At 70.3% G+C, this 18,208-nt stretch carries 16 protein-coding genes; 11 read left to right on the forward strand and 5 right to left on the reverse strand.

All coding sequences use genetic code 11. The annotated features are described in order from the left end of the window. Positions 1–135: 135 nt before the first annotated feature. From SS2_RS05450 to SS2_RS05495, 10 genes are all read left to right on the forward strand, one after another. Positions 136–1,194, forward strand: coding sequence for a PhoH family protein (locus SS2_RS05450; RefSeq protein ID WP_066461859.1), 1,059 nt, complete (start codon positions 136–138; stop codon positions 1,192–1,194). After that, positions 1,191–1,652 carry an rRNA maturation RNase YbeY gene (gene ybeY, locus SS2_RS05455; RefSeq protein WP_066461861.1) on the forward strand — a complete coding sequence of 154 codons (462 nt, stop codon included), beginning with the start codon at positions 1,191–1,193 and terminating at the stop codon, positions 1,650–1,652. The genes SS2_RS05450 and ybeY overlap by 4 nt, the downstream gene beginning before the upstream one ends. Then, a complete protein-coding gene (locus SS2_RS05460) occupies positions 1,649–2,995 on the forward strand; it encodes a hemolysin family protein (protein ID WP_066461863.1) in 1,347 nt (448 codons plus the stop codon). Before ybeY ends, SS2_RS05460 begins: the two co-directional genes overlap by 4 nt. Then, positions 2,992–3,939, forward strand: a complete 948-nt coding sequence (gene era / locus SS2_RS05465; protein ID WP_066461865.1) for a GTPase Era — start codon at positions 2,992–2,994, stop codon at positions 3,937–3,939. Before SS2_RS05460 ends, era begins: the two co-directional genes overlap by 4 nt. A gap of 343 nt (positions 3,940–4,282) precedes the next feature. Beyond that, positions 4,283–6,457, forward strand: a complete 2,175-nt coding sequence (locus SS2_RS05470; protein WP_066461866.1) for a DUF7937 domain-containing protein — start codon at positions 4,283–4,285, stop codon at positions 6,455–6,457. A 173-nt stretch (positions 6,458–6,630) separates the two neighbouring features. Continuing rightward, complete coding sequence (locus SS2_RS05475) at positions 6,631–8,487, forward strand: variant leucine-rich repeat-containing protein (RefSeq protein ID WP_066461867.1); 1,857 nt, start codon at positions 6,631–6,633, stop codon at positions 8,485–8,487. Positions 8,488–8,702: 215 nt separating this feature from the next. Next, on the forward strand, positions 8,703–10,454 hold the full coding sequence (leuA, locus tag SS2_RS05480) for a 2-isopropylmalate synthase (protein WP_066461868.1): 1,752 nt from the start codon (positions 8,703–8,705) through the stop codon (positions 10,452–10,454). A 93-nt stretch (positions 10,455–10,547) separates the two neighbouring features. Beyond that, the gene (gene recO, locus SS2_RS05485; protein WP_083941808.1) at positions 10,548–11,414 is read left to right on the forward strand and encodes a DNA repair protein RecO; all 867 of its coding nucleotides are present in this window, start codon (positions 10,548–10,550) and stop codon (positions 11,412–11,414) included. An 11-nt stretch (positions 11,415–11,425) separates the two neighbouring features. Then, a complete protein-coding gene (locus SS2_RS05490; protein ID WP_066461869.1) occupies positions 11,426–12,307 on the forward strand; it encodes an isoprenyl transferase in 882 nt (293 codons plus the stop codon). Beyond that, positions 12,307–12,936: a TetR family transcriptional regulator gene (locus tag SS2_RS05495; RefSeq protein ID WP_066461871.1), complete on the forward strand. Its 630-nt coding sequence runs from the start codon at positions 12,307–12,309 to the stop codon at positions 12,934–12,936. Before SS2_RS05490 ends, SS2_RS05495 begins: the two co-directional genes overlap by 1 nt. On the opposite strand, the gene SS2_RS05500 is transcribed toward SS2_RS05495, so the two are convergent. Genes SS2_RS05500 through SS2_RS05520 form a run of 5 tightly spaced genes read right to left on the reverse strand, consistent with a single transcriptional unit; the run spans position 12,896 to position 16,574 of the window. Further along, positions 12,896–13,423 (reverse strand): DedA family protein, encoded by a 528-nt coding sequence (locus tag SS2_RS05500; protein WP_066461879.1) that lies wholly within the window; start codon positions 13,421–13,423, stop codon positions 12,896–12,898. The genes SS2_RS05495 and SS2_RS05500 overlap by 41 nt on opposite strands. Positions 13,424–13,430: 7 nt before the next feature. Continuing rightward, positions 13,431–13,820, reverse strand: a complete 390-nt coding sequence (locus SS2_RS05505) for a Fur family transcriptional regulator (RefSeq protein ID WP_066461881.1) — start codon at positions 13,818–13,820, stop codon at positions 13,431–13,433. Continuing rightward, positions 13,808–14,764, reverse strand: a complete 957-nt coding sequence (locus tag SS2_RS05510; RefSeq protein ID WP_066461890.1) for a metal ABC transporter permease — start codon at positions 14,762–14,764, stop codon at positions 13,808–13,810. Before SS2_RS05510 ends, SS2_RS05505 begins: the two co-directional genes overlap by 13 nt. Further along, positions 14,761–15,576, reverse strand: coding sequence for a metal ABC transporter ATP-binding protein (locus tag SS2_RS05515; protein WP_066461891.1), 816 nt, complete (start codon positions 15,574–15,576; stop codon positions 14,761–14,763). The genes SS2_RS05510 and SS2_RS05515 overlap by 4 nt, the downstream gene beginning before the upstream one ends. Beyond that, positions 15,573–16,574 carry a metal ABC transporter substrate-binding protein gene (locus SS2_RS05520; protein ID WP_066461892.1) on the reverse strand — a complete coding sequence of 334 codons (1,002 nt, stop codon included), beginning with the start codon at positions 16,572–16,574 and terminating at the stop codon, positions 15,573–15,575. Before SS2_RS05520 ends, SS2_RS05515 begins: the two co-directional genes overlap by 4 nt. A gap of 198 nt (positions 16,575–16,772) precedes the next feature. Between SS2_RS05520 and SS2_RS05525 the strand changes: the two genes are divergently transcribed. Further along, a complete protein-coding gene (locus SS2_RS05525; protein WP_066462424.1) occupies positions 16,773–18,161 on the forward strand; it encodes a glycine--tRNA ligase in 1,389 nt (462 codons plus the stop codon). The last annotated feature ends 47 nt before the right edge of the window (positions 18,162–18,208 follow it).

Raw genomic sequence — 18,208 nt, forward strand, 5'->3', positions numbered from 1 at the left:
TCGCCCGCGCGGCAGCGATCCGCTGCTCGTGCGGTGCGGAGCCACCTGCTCGTTAGACTGGGAAGCGGGTACCTGTCTGCGGACACGGGCCGTCACTGCAGCGAACGATCAGACAAGGAGCGGGCACACCGCTATATGGCAACTCCAGAGAGCACGACCGGATCCTCGCGAGGGGACGTCGAGCACCGCATCATCGTGCCTGCGGACGTTTCGATCTCGTCCTTGCTCGGGCCCGTGGACTCCGTCCTGCGAGCGATCGAGGAAGGCTTCGACGCCGTCGACGTCCGCGTCCGTGACCACGAGATCGTCCTGCGCGGACCGGTCGGCGACGTCGCCCTGGCCGCCCGCCTGGTCGACGAGCTCATCGAGGTCGCCGAGGCCGGCACGGCGCTGTCCGCCGACGTCGTCAAGCGGTCGATCGTCATGCTGACCTCAGCCACCGAGACCCGTCCCGCCGAGGTCTTCACCCTGAACATCCTGTCCAACAAGGGCCGCACCATCCGGGCCAAGACCGTCGGGCAGAAGCACTACGTCGACGCGATCGACGCCAACACCGTGACCTTCGGGATCGGTCCGGCCGGGACCGGCAAGACGTACCTGGCCATGGCCAAGGCGGTCCAGGCCCTCCAGGCCCGCCAGGTCAACCGGATCGTGCTCACCCGACCGGCCGTGGAGGCGGGGGAGCGGCTGGGCTTCCTGCCGGGGTCGCTCTCGGAGAAGATCGACCCGTACCTGCGCCCGCTCTACGACGCCCTCCACGACATGATCGACCCGCAGTCCATCCCCAAGCTCATCGAGGCCGGCACCATCGAGGTCGCCCCCCTGGCGTACATGCGCGGGCGCACCCTCAACGATGCGTTCATCATCCTCGACGAGGCGCAGAACACCTCCGTGGAACAGATGAAGATGTTCCTCACCCGGCTGGGCTTCTCGTCCAAGATGGTCATCACCGGTGACGTCACCCAGGTGGACCTGCCCGGTGGCACGGCGTCAGGGCTGCGCGTCGTCCAGGACATCCTCACCGGGGTCGACGACGTGGAGTTCTGCCGGCTGAGCTCGGGCGACGTCGTCCGTCACCGGCTGGTGGCCGACATCATCGACGCGTACTCCCGCTGGGACACGGCGGTCAGCACCCGCACCGGCGGCTCGCACGCCCCGGGCGACCACATCCACGAGAAAGGCCACCATCGGTGAGCATCGAAGTTAACAACGAGTCCGGCTACGAGGTCGATGAGGCCGAGTTCGCTGCGCTGGGCCGGTTCGTGCTCGACGAGATGCACGTGCACGCCCAGACCGAGCTGTCGATCCTCTTCGTCGACACCGACGTCATGACTGAGCTGCACATCCAGTGGATGGACGAGCCGGGACCCACGGACGTGCTGTCCTTCCCGATGGACGAGCTGCGCCCGGGCCGGGACGGGGACATCACCCCCGCCGGCCTGCTCGGCGACGTCGTGCTGTGCCCTGAGGTCGCCGCCGCGCAGGCCGTCGCGGCCGGTCACTCCACGGTCGAGGAGATGCTGCTGCTGACCACGCACGGAATCTTGCACCTGCTCGGCTACGACCACGCCGAGCCCGAGGAGGAGAAGGAGATGTTCGCGCTCCAGCGCAAGCTTCTGCTCACCTTCCTCGCCGGCCGACCCACCGGATGAGCGTGGCCGGAGACATACCCGTCGGCCTCCTCCTCCTGCTCGCAGTCGTGGGCATCGCGCTCGCCGCGATCCTCAGCGCAGGTGAGGCCGCCGTCCTCAGGATCTCTCGCTCGGCGGTCAGCGAGATCATCGATCACCGCCCGGACAGCGCCGCGCGCATCCAGCGCCTGGTGGCCGACCCCGGCCACACCGCCGCCGCAGCGGCCTTCGTCCGGGTCTTCGCCGAGATGCTCGCGACCGCGTGCATCACCGTGGCCCTGGCCTCGGTGGTGCACCAGTGGTGGCTGGTGCTCATCCTCGCCGTCGTCATCAGCGCTCTCGTCTCGCTGCTCATCGTGCGGGTCAGCCCGCGCAGCCTCGGGCGGCACCGCCCTGCCCAGACGCTCGTCCTGGTCAGCCGGGTGCTCAGCGTCGTGCTCGCGGTGGCCGGCGGCGTGACGCGGCTGACCAGCGCGACGCGCACCACCCTGGAGGCCGACGAGTCCCGCGAGCTGCGGGACATGGTCGACCGGGTCAACGACTCCGACGTCATCGAGGACGAGGAACGGATGATGCTCCGTTCCGTCTTCGAGCTGGGCAGCACCCTGACCCGGGAGGTCATGGTCCCGCGCACCGACATGGTGACCTGCGCGGCCACCACTCCGCTGCCCAAGGCGCTCTCCCTCTTCCTGCGCTCGGGGTTCTCCCGGGTGCCGGTCATCGGGGAGTCCGTGGACGACCTGCTGGGCGTCGTGTACTTCAAGGACGTCGTGCGGGTCCTGCACGACGCCGAGGGCGGGGAGACCCGCCCGGTGACCACGGTCATGCGACCGGCGACCTTCGTGCCGGAGTCCAAGCCGGTCGACGACCTCATGCGGGAGATGCAGGTCTCCTCCTCGCACATGGCGCTCGTCGTCGACGAGTACGGCGGCATCGCCGGGCTGGTGACGATCGAGGACGCGATCGAGGAGATCGTCGGCGAGGTGACCGACGAGCACGACGCCGCCCCACCCGAGGTGGAGGAGGTCTCACCGGGTCAGTTCCGCGTGCCCTCACGGCTGCCGATCGACTCCCTCGGGGAGCTCTTCGACCTCGAGATCGAAGACGACGACGTGGACACCACCGGCGGCCTGCTCTCCAAGGCGCTGGGCAAGGTGGCGCTGCCGGGCTCGGCCGCCGACGTCCACGGCCTGCACCTGGTCGCCGAGCAGGTGGAGGGCCGACGTCGCCAGCTGGCGACCGTCCTCGTCTCGCGCAGCGCCCCCGCGGCCACCGAGACCACACAAGAACGACGAGTACTTGACGACCACCGCGCGAGCGACGACCGCCGCGCGTCCGCAGAACAGCAGGAGACCGACTCATGACCCGTAACACCTCACCCGACACCCAGGTCGGTGGGACGTACCGATCGGGCTTCGCCTGCCTCGTCGGCCGGCCCAACGCCGGGAAGTCGACGCTCACCAACGCGCTGGTGGGGCAGAAGGTCGCGATCACCTCCGACCGTCCCCAGACCACCCGCCACACCATCCGCGGCATCGTCAACCGGCCCGACGCCCAGCTCATCCTCGTCGACACCCCCGGCCTGCACCGCCCGCGCACGCTCCTGGGGGAGCGCCTGAACGACCTCGTCCGCGAGACCCTCACCCAGGTGGACGTCATCGTGTTCTGCCTCCCGGCCGACCAGAAGATCGGCCCGGGCGACCGGTACATCGCCGAGCAGCTCGCCCAGCTGAGCACCGGGCGTCGTCGCACGCCGATCGTCGCCGTCGTCACCAAGGCAGACCTCGTCACCCGTGAGGAGCTGACCAAGCACCTGCTCAAGGTGAACGAGCTGGGGGAGTGGGCGGACATCGTCCCCGTCTCGGCCAAGGGCGAGTTCCAGGTGGACGTGCTCGCCGACGTCCTCGTGGGTCACCTGCCCGAGGGCGCGGTCCTCTACCCCGACGGTGAGCTGACCGACGAGCCCGAGGCCGTCATGGTCGCCGAGCTGGTCCGTGAGGCCGCCCTCGAGGGCGTACGCCAGGAGCTGCCGCACTCCCTCGCGGTGGTCGTGGAGGAGATCACCCCGCGCGAGGGCGGGTCGGGCGCCAACCCGCTGCTCGACGTCCGCGTCAACCTCTACGTCGAGCGTGACAGCCAGAAGGCGATCATCATCGGCCGCGGCGGGTCGCGGCTGCGGCACGTGGGCACCGAGGCGCGCAAGGGCATCGAAGCGTTGCTCGGCAACCGGATCTACCTCGACCTGCACGTCAAGGTGGCCAAGGACTGGCAGCGCGACCCCAACCAGCTGCGCAAGCTCGGCTTCTGACCGAGGCCGCCCGGTCCCTCTCGTCTCTCCTCTCGCCCCTGTGACCTCGCTGTTCGTCGAGGTCATGGGGACCTCTACCCACTCCGCAGGGGTGCGCTCAGGCCCTTCCTGGACATAGTGTCCATGCTGTCATCAGCACCGCACCGGGCGCCGCCCGGCAGCCCCGCCCTCCGGCGCGGGGCGCCGGAGCTCCGGCGGCCGTGGTCCACGGCTCGCTCCGGCGGGTGGATGGCATAGGCACGGCACGTGCGATGTGGGTAGGTTGTCACCGTCATCCACGTGGCACCGTCGCGCGTCCCACGCCGCGGGCACGGTCGCAGACGGTAACGACGAGAGGGAGATCATGAGTTACGAAGGTCAGGCTCCGCCACCCGGTGGCTACCCGCCCAACGGGCACCAGCAGTCCTCGCAGGGTCCAGGCGAGCACGCCCAGCCAGGACAGGCTTCCCCGTCCGGCTACGGTCAGCCCGCGCCCTACCAGCAGCCCGGTCGTCAGGGTGGCCCGTACGCGGGACAGCCGAGCGGCCCCGCACCGGCGCCGGGCCCCTCGGGCCAGCACGGACAGCAGCCCTCCGGGTCCTACGCCCAGGCTCCCGCCGCACCGCGGCCCAACCCCTTCGCAGGGATCCCCACGTCGGACTTCGTCCGGGACGCCATCGCCGCCCTGCTCCTGCTCGTCTCCTTCGCGCTGCCGGTGACCTACGGTCGCGAGTTCGAGGACATCGGTGACCGCTTCCACTTCGTCGTGATCCTCGTGACGGTCCTCTCGATCGTCTCCCTCACGCTGCCCTACCTCGCCCGAGCGGGCGTGTTCCCGCCGAGCTGGACGGTGCACACCACCCGCAAGGCGCGCTTGCTGGCCAACGCGCCGTACGTCGTCGTCGTCCTCGTGTACGTGGTGATGGACATCCTCACCAGCGACGAGATCACCGGACTGGGGACGATCTTCGCCCTCGGTCTCGCCGGCGCGGTCCTGGCAGCCCAGCCGCGCCAGTGCGAGATGGGCCCGGAGGACCTCGACCGAGACGTGTCGAAGCTCTGGTGGTCCATCACCGCGGCCATCGGTGGGTTCATCGCCCTCACCTACGTCGTCTCGCTGATTTTCTTCCTCATCGACATCGGTGACTTCGCAGACTTCTGGGGAACGGTCGCCGCAGTCGGCGCCGTGCTGGCCTGGATCGTGGCCGTCGCCTTCAGCCTGTGGGCGATCTACGGGACCGTCGTGCTGCGGTCGCCGAGCTGGCGACTGGTGCTCATCGGCATCGGCGTCATGCTCGTGTGCGCCTTCGTCTTCGGTGCCGGCGAGGGGTCCTCCCTGGTCAAGATCGAGTCGCTGCGCGTCTTCGGTCTGGGGATCATCCAGCCGCTCAGCCTGGAGGAGGGCCTCGGGGCGATCTTCGTCCCCGCCGCCGCTGCTGCCGCTGCGGCGCCTGCCACGCTGCGCGCCCTGTCCCGCGAGCCGCGGTCCACGACGTGGATCTTCACCGCTGTGCACGGCTTCGACTACATCGCCCTGCTCGCCGCGGCCACCGTGGTCACGTCCGCGCTGCTGTTCTTCGTGGACGTCGTCGATCGGTCCACCGGCGTCCTGGTCACCACCATCGTGCTGGGCCTGCTGATCCTCGCCGTGGCGCTCTACGCCCGGCTCTCGCTGGCCAAGAACCTCTCCGCCAGCCGGATCCTCGCTCTCGGCGCCGCCGGGGTCACCTTCGTCCTCGGCCTGGTCATCGTCATCATGGTGCCCGAGGAGGCCTTCGGGGACGGGAAGTACATCACCGTGGGCCACCTTCTCCTCGCCTTCGGTCTGCCCGTCCTCGTAGCGATCGCGCTGACGGTGCCGAAGGACGTGCGCGAGTACTTCGCCTCCCACCGCCCCGTCGGCCAGGGCGCGACGAACGCCGCGTACCAGTGGGCCGCACCCCAGGGGCAGGCACCCGGCTACCAGTACCCCGGTCAGGCCGGTGCTCCCGCAGGACCCGGTGCTCCGGGTGGGGCGGGCGCACCGGGTGGCTACGGCGCGCCCGGCCAGGCGCCCCAGGCCTACGGCGCACCTGCCCAGGCCGGGCCGTGGCAGACCCAGGGGGCTGGCGGTAACGCACCGCAGGCTCCCCAGCCCCAGCAGCAGGCTCCGCAGCAGCAGCCCCAGCAGCACGTCGCGCAGTCTGAGCCGGTGCAGCCGGTGCAGCCTGAGCCCGTGCAGGACGTCTCGCACGAGACGGCCCCGCACGAGACGGCCCCGCACGAGACGGCCCCGCAGCCGGCGGACCCGTCGCACCGTGAGGAGCCCGTCTCCGAGGTGACCGAGGTCGTCGAGGCTCCCACGAGCAGCGGCTTCACCGCCGCTCAGGCGCTCGACCCGAGCACCCCGGGTGCCGTCCTGGCCCAGATCGTCCAGGACGCTCCTGAGCTGCGCGCCCAGGTGGCGGCGAACCCGTCGACCTACCCGGCGCTGCTGGGCTGGCTCTCCCAGCTCGGCGACCCTGAGGTGGACGAGGCGCTGCGCCGCCGCGAGCACTGAGGAACCCCTGCAGTCCGGGGCAGGAGGCCGTCCGCCAGACGGCCGGCCTCCTGCCCCCACCCCACCTGCCCGGCCCCGCCCCACCTGCCCGGCCCTGCCCCACCCTGCTCCGCCCAGCCCGCTCTGCCCACCCCGCCCCTGCGTCCACCGGCAACCAGAGAAGACAGGTAGCAATGACCAACCCGAGCGACTACACCCTCGCGCAGGCCGCTGACCCCTCCACCCCGGCTGCGCTCCTGGGCGAGATCGCCACGCACCGCCCGGACCTGCGCCCTGCCATCGCCGCGAACCCGACTGCGTACCCCGAGCTGTTGGACTGGCTCAGGGCCTTCGGCGATCCCACGATCGACGCGGCGCTGGCCGCTCGCGGCGCGGCTCCCGCGGCGGGGTACGGATATGGCACCCCGGCCCAGGATCCGTCCGTGACCCAGCCCCTCCCGAGCGGGTACGGCGCCTACGGTGTCAGCCCCACGACACCCTCCACGACACCGTCGACGGGGGAGCAGGCCAGCCAGTGGGGCCCGCCCGCTGCCGAGCAGACGGCCGCGTGGGGACAGCAGCCTCCCGCTGGCCAGGGTGCATGGAACCAGCAGCAGGACCCCGCAGGCCAGGCCGCATGGGGACAGCAGCCTCCCGCCGGCCAGGGCGCATGGAACCAGCAGCAGGACCCCGCATGGGGACAGCAGCCGGCCGGTGCCGCGAGCACGGCGTGGAGCCAGCCCCAGCCCCAGCCCAAGGCGTCGTCGCGCCGCGGCCTGTGGATCGGCGTGTCGGTGGTCGGCGTGCTCGTGGTCGCTGGTGCTGCTTTCGCGGCCAACGCCCTCTGGTTCTCCAAGGTCGGCGGGGCCAAGACCCCCGAGGCGGCAGTCACCCAGATGATGGACGCAGCAGTGTCCAAGGACCTGGTCGCGCTCTACGGCGTCACCTCTCCCTCGGAGTTCGAGAGCGCGACGACGGGCATGAGCCTGTTCATGGACCGGATGAGCGAAGACAGCGACCTCGACACCGGGGCGCTCAAGGACGTGTACGAGGACTACCTCGAGGCCTTCGACCTGAGCATGGACGGCCTGGAGGTCGAGGTCGAGGAGATCGAGGACGGCCTGGCAAAGGTGTCCGTCGTCGCCGGTGAGCTGACCATCGACGCCGACGCCGAGGAACTCAGCGACGCCACGATCGCCGCGATGGACCAGCTCGAGAGCGGGCCCATGTCCGAGCTCTTCGCGCTGAGCGGGACCTCGATGCCCACCGACGCCGAGGTCCGCGAGGAGATGAACACTGCCGTCGCCGAGACCTTCCCGGTCGACGTCTCCGCCGCTGACCTCGAGGACCCGTTCCTCATGGTCGTGCGTGAGGGCGGGAGCTGGTACGTCAGCCCCATGCTCACCATGCTCGAGTACGGAGCGGTCGCCGAGGGCGTCGAGCGCGGCTCGCTGCCCGCGAGCGACCTCGCCGGTCAGTTCGACAGCCCGGAGGCTGCCGCCGACGGGCTCGTGGACTCCATCACGGAGTACCTGTCCACCGGCGACGAGTCCGCGCTCCTGTCCACGCTCCCGCTGGCCGACCGCCGCGCGCTGTCCCTGTACGGGAACTTCGACGAGATCGACGTGGCCGAGCTCGCCGAGCTGCAGGAGCTTCTCGAGACCAGCACCATCGACGCGTCCTTCGCCGTCCGCGACGAGGACGACGGCGTCGCCTGGCTGCAGCTGGAGACCTTCAGCTTCACCGGTGAGTTCGACGGTGTCGCCAGCACCCTCGAGCTCGACGGCGAGTGTGTCTCGGCCGACGTCGACGGACAGGCGATCAACGCCTGCCTCGACGACATCCCGGCGCTCAAGGAGCTGGGTCTGGGCGACCTCTCGCTCATCGCGGTCGAGGAGGACGGCGGCTGGTACATCTCCTACGCCGGGACCGTGGGAGACGCCTCCGGCGTCGTGCTGGCCAACGTGATGCGTCTGTACGAGGAGGGCAAGCTCACCGACATGCAGTGGTGGTCGGACAACCTCGGCATCCTCGGCGACGAGCTGTTCTGAGGGGCGGGCGCCAGCGTGTCCTGCCTCGTGGACCGCTGGCGCCACCGCTCCGCAGGGGGAGTACAGTGTTTTTCGTGAAGCGTGCTCAGCAGGTGTCCCTGCTCCTTCTGTGCCGCGACGGGGCCTCGTAGGCCGGTTCCTCGTCGCGGTGGTTGGTGTGCCGGCTCGTAGGACCCACACCCACACGCAGCAAGAGACCGAAGGATTGACCCGCCATGAACGCACACGCAGCCCCTCAGCAGCCGTCGACCATGCCCGTCGGCAAGTACCTGCCCTACGCCCAGCAGTTCACCGTGGACCTGCCCGGGCGCACCTGGCCGGACAAGACCATCACCCAGGCGCCGCGCTGGTGCGCGGTCGATCTGCGTGACGGCAACCAGGCGCTCATCGAGCCGATGAACCCCGAGCGCAAGCTGCGGATGTTCGAGCTGCTGGTGTCGATGGGCTACAAGGAGATCGAGGTCGGCTTCCCCTCGGCGTCCCAGACGGACTTCGACTTCGTCCGGATGCTCATCGAGAAGAACCTCATCCCCGACGACGTCATCATCCAGGTGCTGACGCAGTCCCGCGAGCACCTCATCGCCCGGACCTACGAGGCCATCCGCGGGGCCAAGCACGCGATCGTGCACCTGTACAACTCCACGTCCGTCCTGCAGCGCGAGGTCGTCTTCCGCACCGACCAGGACGGCATCGTCGACATCGCGCTCGAGGGCGCGAAGCTGTGCCGCAAGTTCGAGCAGACCATCCCCGAGACGACGGTCTACTACGAGTACTCCCCGGAGTCCTACACCGGGACCGAGCTGGAGTTCGCGGCGCGGATCTGCAACGAGGTGATCGAGGTCTTCGAGCCCACCCCCGAGCGCAAGGTCATCATCAACCTGCCCGCCACGATCGAGATGGCGACGCCGAACGTCTACGCCGACTCCATCGAGTGGATGAACCGTCACCTCAACCACCGCGAGAACATCATCATCTCGCTGCACCCGCACAACGACCGCGGCACCGCGGTGGCCGCCGCCGAGCTGGGCTACCAGGCCGGCGCGGACCGCATCGAAGGCTGCCTGTTCGGCAACGGCGAGCGGACCGGGAACGTCGACCTGGTGACCCTGGGCATGAACATGTTCAGCCAGGGCATCGACCCCCAGATCGACTTCTCTGACATCGACAACATCCGCCGCACCGCCGAGTACTGCAACCAGCTCTCGGTGCACGAACGCCACCCCTACGCCGGTGACCTCGTCTTCACCGCGTTCTCGGGCTCGCACCAGGACGCGATCAAGAAGGGCCTCGATGCCATGGCTGCCCAGGCCGAGGCGGCGGGCACGAGCGTGGACGAGCTCGTCTGGGGCGTGCCGTACCTGCCGATCGACCCGCGCGACGTGGGACGCAGCTACGAGGCGGTCATCCGGGTCAACTCCCAGTCCGGCAAGGGCGGGATCTCCTACCTGCTCAAGACCGAGCGTCACCTCGACCTGCCGCGTCGTCTGCAGATCGAGTTCTCCCGCGTGGTGCAGTCAGTGACCGACGCCGATGGCCGCGAGGTCACCGGCGAGGACATCTGGCAGATCTTCGCCGACGAGTACCTGCCGGCCCCGGTCGACGGCCCCCTGCAGCCGTGGGGACGGTTCTCGCTGCGCGGCACCCGGGCCTCGAGCGTCGAGGGCGGCCTGGACACGCTGTCGGTGGATCTCGTCGACGACGGTGAGCTCATCACCCTGGAGGGCTCCGGCAACGGACCCATCGCCGCCTTCGTCGACGCCGTGTCATCGATCGGCGTCGATGTGAAGGTGCTCGACTACGCCGAGCACGCCCTGTCCGAGGGTGGGGACGCCACGGCGGCGGCCTACGTCGAGTGCGCCGTCGGCGAGGAGGTCCTGTGGGGAGTCGGGATCGACCCGTCCATCACGACCGCCTCCCTCAAGGCGATCATCTCGGCCGTCAACCGCCAGGGCCGCACCCAGGAGTAGCAGCCGCCACCGGGCCCGCACAGTTGTGCGGGTCTGGTGACGGAGGGCGCGTGGCATGCCGGACCAGCGGCCGCGATGGCGGACAATGGACCTGTGGTCCTGTATCGAGACGAGGCGTTGGTTCTGCGCACCCACAAGCTGGGTGAGGCAGACCGCATCATCACGTTCCTGACCCGCGAGCACGGCAAGGTCCGGGCCGTGGGCAAGGGGGTGCGCCGCACCTCCTCGAAGTTCGGCGCCCGCCTCGAGCCGTTCATGTTCGTCGATGTCCAGCTGCACGTCGGGCGCAGCCTGGACATCGTCACCCAGGTCGAGACGGTCGAGCCCTACGCCCGTGCCATCTGCGAGGACTACGGTCTGTACACCGCAGGCGCGGTCATGCTCGAGACCGCCGATCGTCTCGTCGACGCCGAGCGCGAGCCCGCCCTCCAGCAGTTCTGGCTGCTCGCCGGAGCGCTGCGCGCACTGTCCTCGCGGGCTCACGCCCCTGGCCTGGTCCTGGACTCCTACCTGCTGCGCGGCCTGGCCGTGGCCGGGTGGGCACCGACCTTCGCCGACTGTGCGCGGTGCGGCGAGGTGGGCCCGCACCGCGCCTTCTCCGTCGCCCAGGGCGGCACGGTGTGCTCGCGGTGCCGCCCGCCGGGCTCGACCGCCCCGGCGCCGGAGACCATCGAGCTGCTCGCAGCCCTGCTCAGCGGTGACTGGTCGGTGGCCGACGCCACCGGTGAGCGCACCCGGCGCGAGGCCAACGGCCTCGTCGCTGCGTATAGCCAGTTCCACCTGGAACGGTCGCTGCGCTCACTGCGGATGGTCGACCGCGCCGACCCCGGCGGGACCCCCGCACCGACGCCGGCGCCAACCGCAGCACCGACCCCCGCACCGACCGCCGCCCCCGACTCCTCGTCCTCCGGTCCCACCGGCGACGTCCCCGTGGCAGCCGCCACCCCAGCCGACAACTGAGAGGTCCCGCCATGGTCCGCGGCCGCAGAGCTGCTCAGGGTGCCACGCCACCCGCCGCCCCCGTCCCCCCGCCGCCGCACCCCTCGGGCGCTGTGGCGCCGTCCATCCCGGCGGAGTTCGTGCCCAAGCACGTCGCCGTCGTCATGGACGGTAACGGCCGGTGGGCCAACGCGCGCGGGCTGCCGCGCACGGCCGGGCACGAGGCGGGGGAGGCCGCCCTGCTCGACGTCGTGGCAGGAGCGATCGAGGTGGGCGTCACGCACGTGTCCGCCTACGCCTTCTCGACCGAGAACTGGAAGCGCTCGCCCGAGGAGGTGCGCTTCCTCATGGGCTTCAGCCGGGACGTGCTGCGCCGCCAGCGGGACACCATGAGCTCGTGGGGTGTCCGGGTGCGCTGGGCCGGGCGCCGGCCCCGGTTGTGGCGCTCGGTGATCAAGGAGCTGGAGACGGCGGAGGAGATGACCGCCGAGAACACCGTCTGCACCTTGACCATGTGCATCAACTACGGTGGCCGCGCCGAGATCGCCGACGCTGCCAAGGCCATCGCCCACGAGGTCGCCGCGGGGCGGCTGGACCCGGACAAGATCACCGAGAAGACCGTCGCGCGGTTCCTCGACGAGCCGGAGCTGCCCGACGTCGACCTGTTCCTGCGGTCCTCGGGGGAGCAGCGGATCTCGAACTTCATGATCTGGCAGTCCGCCTACGCCGAGCTCGTCTTCCTGCCCGAGCCGTGGCCCGAGGTGGACCGGCGCAGCCTGTGGCGCGCTGTGGAGGAGTACGCCAGCCGCGACCGACGCTACGGCGGCGCGGTCGACCTGGCAGCCCAGGAGGCCGCTGCGGAGGCTGTCGAGGAGGCCGCCGCCGACGCCGAGGCAGTCGTGGAGTCCCGCTGATGAGCCCAGCCCCGGGCACCACCCCGGCCCGGCGCGTCTACGCCAACGGCAGGGTCAAGCGCCAGGAGATCATCCAGGCGGCGATCGCGCTGTTCGCCGAGGTGGGGTTCAACGCGGCGTCCCTGCGTGACATCGCGGCACGGGCCTCGATGTCTCACCCGGGCCTGCTCCACCACTTCCCGACCAAGGCCGCGCTGCTGGCGGCAGTCCTGGAGTACCGCGACGAGGTCGACGGCGCCGCGATGGCGGAGGAGGTGGCCCAGGGGCGCAGCGCGCTGGAGGCTCTGGTCCACCTCGTCGAGCGCAACCAGGTGCGTCGGCCGATCGTCGAGCTGTACGCGACGCTGTCAGCCGAGGCGACGTCGCCCGAGCACCCGGCCCACGCCTACTTCGTCAGCCGGTACTCCGAGATGACAGCCATGCTCACGCAGGAGTTCCGGCGTCACGCCGACGCCGGCCGGCTCCGCGCCGGGGTCGTCCCGGACCGCGCCGCGCGCACGATGATCGCCGTCCTGGACGGCCTGCAGATCCAGTGGCTGCTGTCCTTGGGGGAGCCCCAGGGCAGTCAGGTCGACGTGGTGGCCGACCTCAGAGCCCATCTGGCGACGGTGGTCGACGCAGCGCTGTGACCGTGCGGCGACGTCGGGACACCCACACCGCCAGGACGACCGCCAGCACCAGCGCGACGAGGGCGGCGATGCCCCACGGGGACCCGGCAGCCGCGGCCAGCGCCGCCTCCCAGGCCGCCCACCCGACGGTGGCGTAGATGGTCGAGTGGATGACGCAGCCCAGGAGCATCGCGGGCAGGTAGCGGCGCACGGGCATCTGAGTCAGCCCGGCGGCGGCGTTGACGATCGTCTTGAAACCGACGGTGAAGAAGCTCAGCGGCACGGCGAGTACGCCCCAGCGGTTGAGCGCCGCGGTGCCTCGGGCTGCCGCGGGGCTGAGCGACCAGGCCTGGGCGCGCGCGAGCACGCGGTTGCGCGGGGCAGTCCGCGCCACGGTCTGGACCACGACGAGCCGCGCCAGCCAGTAGGTGGCCTGGGTCCGCACGAAGACGATCGTGAAGAAGAAGCCGAAGATCGCGACGAACGGTGCTCCGTCGAGGTCAGGCATCAACGACCTACCGCTCCACCGCGCAGTCGGCGCACGTCCCGAAGAGCTCGATGGTGTGCTCGATGTCGGTGAAGCCGTGCGTCGACCCGACCAGGGTCGCCCAGGCCTCGACGGTGGGGCCGTCGATCTCGATGGTCGCACCGCAGAGGCGGCACACGAGGTGGTGGTGGTGCTCGGTGCGCTGGCACCGGCGGTAGACGTTCTCGCCGTCGGCGGTGCGCAGGACGTCGACCTGGCCGGTGTCTGCCATGGCCTGCAGGGTCCGGTAGACCGTGGCCAGCCCGGTGGTCTCGCCACGGGCGCGCAGCACCTCGTGGAGCTGCTGGGCGCTGCGGAAGTCCTCGGTCGCGTCGAGCAGCTCGGCGATGGTCGCGCGCTGGCGAGTCATTCGCTGCATGTCGTGGCTCCCTTGTGGAGTGAGGCGTGGGGTGAGGCATCGAGCGAGACGTCGTCGAGCATGTCCGGGTGGGGGTCCAGCGCGGCCCTGCGACGGCGCAGCACCAGGGGGCGCAGCGCGGCGACGAGGGCGTAGATGAGGACCGCCAGGATGACGATGGTCGCGCCGGGGGACTGCGGCTGCCAGTACGTGATGGACAGCCCGACGACGCACACCGTGACGCCGACGCCGACGGCGACGCCCATGGTACGCCGGAAGGACGTCGTGACGAGCTGGGCGACGGCCACCGGGATGATCATCAGCGCGCTCACCAGGAGCAGGCCCACCACGCGCATGGAGACGGTCACGGTGAGTGCGGCGATGACCGCGATGGCGATGTTCAGGGCGCGCACCGGCAGGCCGGAGGCGCGGGCGAAGTCCTCGTCGTGGGAGACGGCGAACAGCACCGCGCTCAGCCCCACGCCGACGGCGAGGATGATCACGCCCAGGCCGATCGTCAGGTAGAGGTCGGTCATGGTGACCGTGGAGATCGACCCGAAGAGGTAGGACATGAGGTTGGCGTTGGTCCCGCCGGCGAAGCCGATGATGAGCACGCCGCCGGCGATGCCGCTGTAGAACAGCAGCGCGAGGGCGACGTCGCCGCTCGTGCGTCCGCGTTCGCGGACCAGCTCGATGGCGATGGCGCCGATGATCGCGGCGACGACGGCGCCGGGGACGGCGAGGGCGTCGTTCTGGACCAGGCCCATCGCGGAGCCGACCAGCCAGCCGACCGCCACCCCGGTGAGGGCGACGTGACCGATGCCGTCACCGAGCAGGGAGAGGCGGCGCTGGACGAGGTAGGTGCCCATGACCGGCGCGGTCAGGCCGACGATCACGGCTGCGGCGAGGGACCGCTGCATGAAGGGGTCGCTGAGCATCCCGGCGAGCTCGCTGAGAAGGGTCATGATCCGAAACCTGCGTCCTGGATGAGCGGAGACCCCTCGAGCGGGTCCTCGTGCGGGTGCACGTGGTCATGCCCGGGCCAGGCGTGGTCGGGCGCGGCGGGCAGCGCGGCGCCGTCGTGCACCTTGGTGCCGTGCTGCAGGACGACCGTGCGGGAGATGAGCGGGGCGAAGGACCCGAGCTCGTGGAGCACCACGAGGATCGTCGTGCCGAGCTCGACCAGACCGGTGAGGGTGGCGGCGAAGGCCTCCTGGCTGTGCCGGTCGACGCCGGCGACGGGCTCGTCCAGGACGAGCAGGTCTGGGTCCCGCACGAGGGCGCGGGCGATGAGCACACGCTGCTGCTGACCGCCGGAGAGCTCGCTCACCGCGCGGCTGGCGCGGTCGGCGAGACCGACCCGGGCGAGGGCGTCCAGGGCGGTGGCCCGCGCTCCCCGCGGCATCCGGATCTGGCGGCCGTAGAGCAGGCCGGAAGAGACCACCTCAAGGGCGGTCGAGGGGACACCGGTCGTGGCGCTGACCCGCTGGGGCACGTAGCCCACGCGCTTCCACGGGACGGCGGGGCCCAGGGGCTTGCCGTACAGCGAGACCGAACCGCGCGAGGCGGGCAGGATGCCCACGAGGGCCCGGACGAGGGTCGACTTTCCCGAGCCGTTCGCACCGAGCAGGGCCACGACCTCGCCCGAGGTGACGCTCAGGTCGATGCCCCGCAGGATGTGGCTGCTGTCCAGCGTGACGTGCAGGTCCCGCGCCTCGATGACCTGCTCGCGCGTGGCCGGGCGGGGGACTGGGGTGGGGAGGGCCGACGCGGTCATGCGCAGCCGAGCCCGGTGCGCAGCGCCTCGAGGTTGGCGAGCATGACACCACGGTAGTCGCCGTCGGGGTCGCTCAGGCTCTCGAGCGGGTCCAGGACGGTCGCGGTGATCCCGAGGTCGTTCGCGAGGGTCTGTGCCACCTTGGGGCTGATGAGGGTCTCGAAGTAGATCGTGGTGACACCGCGGTCGCGGATGGTTGCTGAGACCTCCTTGATCCGGGCCGGGGACGGCTCGGCGTCGGGGTCGATGCCCGAGATGCCCACCTGCTCGAGGCCATAGCGGTCAGCGAGGTAGCCGAAGGCCTCGTGCGTGGTCACCAGCACCTTGCTCGTGCACTGGGACAGCCCGGCGGTGAGCTCGGCATCGAGCTCGAGGAGGGAGGCCTCGAGCTCCGCGCCGCGGGCGGCGTAGGTCTCGGCGTTCTCCGGGTCGACGGCCGAGAGCTCGGCGACCACGTCCTTGCTCACCGCGGCCAGGCGGGTGGGGTCGAGCCAGAAGTGCGGGTCGAGCTCGCCGTGGTCGTGGCCGTCGTCGGCCGTGTGCTCCTCAGCGTGCTCGTCCGCGTGCTCCTCCTCGGAGTGCTCGTCGCCCTCGTGCTCGTGCGTGCCCTGCAGCTCGTGAGCCTGCAGGTTCGCGGAGTCCGCCGCGTCGACGAGGTGTGCCGGCTCGCGTGCGGCGATGGCCGCGTCGACGGCGGGCTGGAAGTCAGAGAGGTAGACGACGAGGTCGGCGTCGCCGACCTCACGGGCCTTGGCGGGGGAGAGCTCGAGGTCGTGCGGCTCCGCGCCCTCGGGAGTGAGCGAGGTGACGGTGACGAGGTCGCCGCCGATCTCCTCGGTGATGTACTGCAGCGGGTAGAAGGAGGCGAGCACCTGGAGCCGGCCGTCGTCCTCGGCGGTGTCGGCGCCGGCGCAGCCGGTGAGGGCGAGCGCGGCAGCCAGGACGCCACCGGTGAGGGCGGCCAGGGGACGACGAGAGACACAGTTCATGAGCATCATTATCAATTAGCGCTTTCTGCGGTGTCAAACGAGTCATCTGTCTGCTCGGTCACGTCCGAGGCCGCGCCCGGTGCCGGCCCGCCGCTGCCCGTGAAGGTCGTGACCCCGAGTAACCTGGGTGGTCGGCGCACGGTGTGCGTCGCCCCCCTCTGCCCCACGAGCCACGTGCGGGCACCGAAGTCTCTTGGAGTGATCACTGTGGCCCAAGCGCCCTCTCACCTCGATTCCGTCATCTCTCTCGCGAAGCGTCGCGGCTTCGTGTTCCAGTCCGGCGAGATCTACGGAGGGTCGAGGTCCGCCTGGGACTACGGCCCCCTCGGTGTCGAGCTCAAGGAGAACATCAAGCGCCAGTGGTGGCGCACGATGGTCACCAGCCGTGACGACGTCGTCGGCCTGGACTCCGCGGTCATCCTGCCGCGCAAGATCTGGGAGGCCTCGGGTCACGTCGGAGTGTTCACCGACCCGCTGACGGAGTGCCTGTCCTGCCACAAGCGGTTCCGCGAGGACCAGATGATCGAGGAGTTCGAGGAGAAGAAGGGCCGCGAGCCCGTCGGAGGCCTCGCCGAGATCGCCTGCCCCAACTGCGGGAACCGCGGGCAGTGGACCGAGCCGCGCGACTTCAACATGATGCTCAAGACCTACCTCGGCCCCGTCGAGGACGAGTCCGGGCTGCACTACCTGCGCCCCGAGACCGCGCAGGGCATCTTCGTGAACTTCGCCAACGTCCTGGGCGCGAGCCGCAAGAAGCCTCCCTTCGGCATCGGCCAGATCGGGAAGTCCTTCCGCAACGAGATCACGCCGGGGAACTTCATCTTCCGCACCCGTGAGTTCGAGCAGATGGAGATGGAGTTCTTCGTCGAGCCCGGCACGGACGAGGAATGGCACCAGTACTGGATCGACCTGCGCACCAACTGGTACGTCGACCTGGGCATCGACCGCGACAACCTGCGCCTGTACGAGCACCCGAAGGAGAAGCTCTCGCACTACTCCACCCGCACGGTGGACATCGAGTACCGCTTCGGCTTCACCGGGAGCGAGTGGGGCGAGCTCGAGGGCATCGCCAACCGCACCGACTTCGACCTCAAGACCCACAGCGAGCACTCGGGCAAGGACCTGAGCTACTTCGACCAGGGCAAGAACGAGCGCTGGGTGCCCTACGTCATCGAGCCCGCGGCCGGCCTGACCCGCTCGCTCATGGCCTTCCTGGCCGACGCCTACACCGAGGACGAGGCGCCCAACGCCAAGGGCGGGGTCGACGTGCGCACCGTGCTCAAGCTCGACCCGCGCCTGGCTCCGGTCAAGGCCGCGGTCCTGCCGCTCTCGCGCAACGAGCAGCTCTCCCCGAAGGCCCGCGACCTGGCCGCCGAGCTGCGCAAGAACTGGAACGTCGACTTCGACGACGCCGGTGCGATCGGGCGCCGCTACCGCCGCCAGGACGAGGTCGGTACCCCGTTCTGCATCACGGTCGACTTCGACACCCTCGACGACCAGGCCGTCACCATCCGTCACCGCGACGACATGTCCCAGGAGCGCGTCTCCCTGGACCAGGTCACCTCGTACCTGGCCACGCGCCTGCTCGGGTCCTGACCAGTCAGTGACCACGGCGTGACCTGACCTGCGGGTGCGTCCCGGCT

The organism is Sanguibacter suarezii NBRC 16159, from assembly GCF_001552735.1.
GTDB lineage: Bacteria > Actinomycetota > Actinomycetes > Actinomycetales > Cellulomonadaceae > Sanguibacter > Sanguibacter suarezii.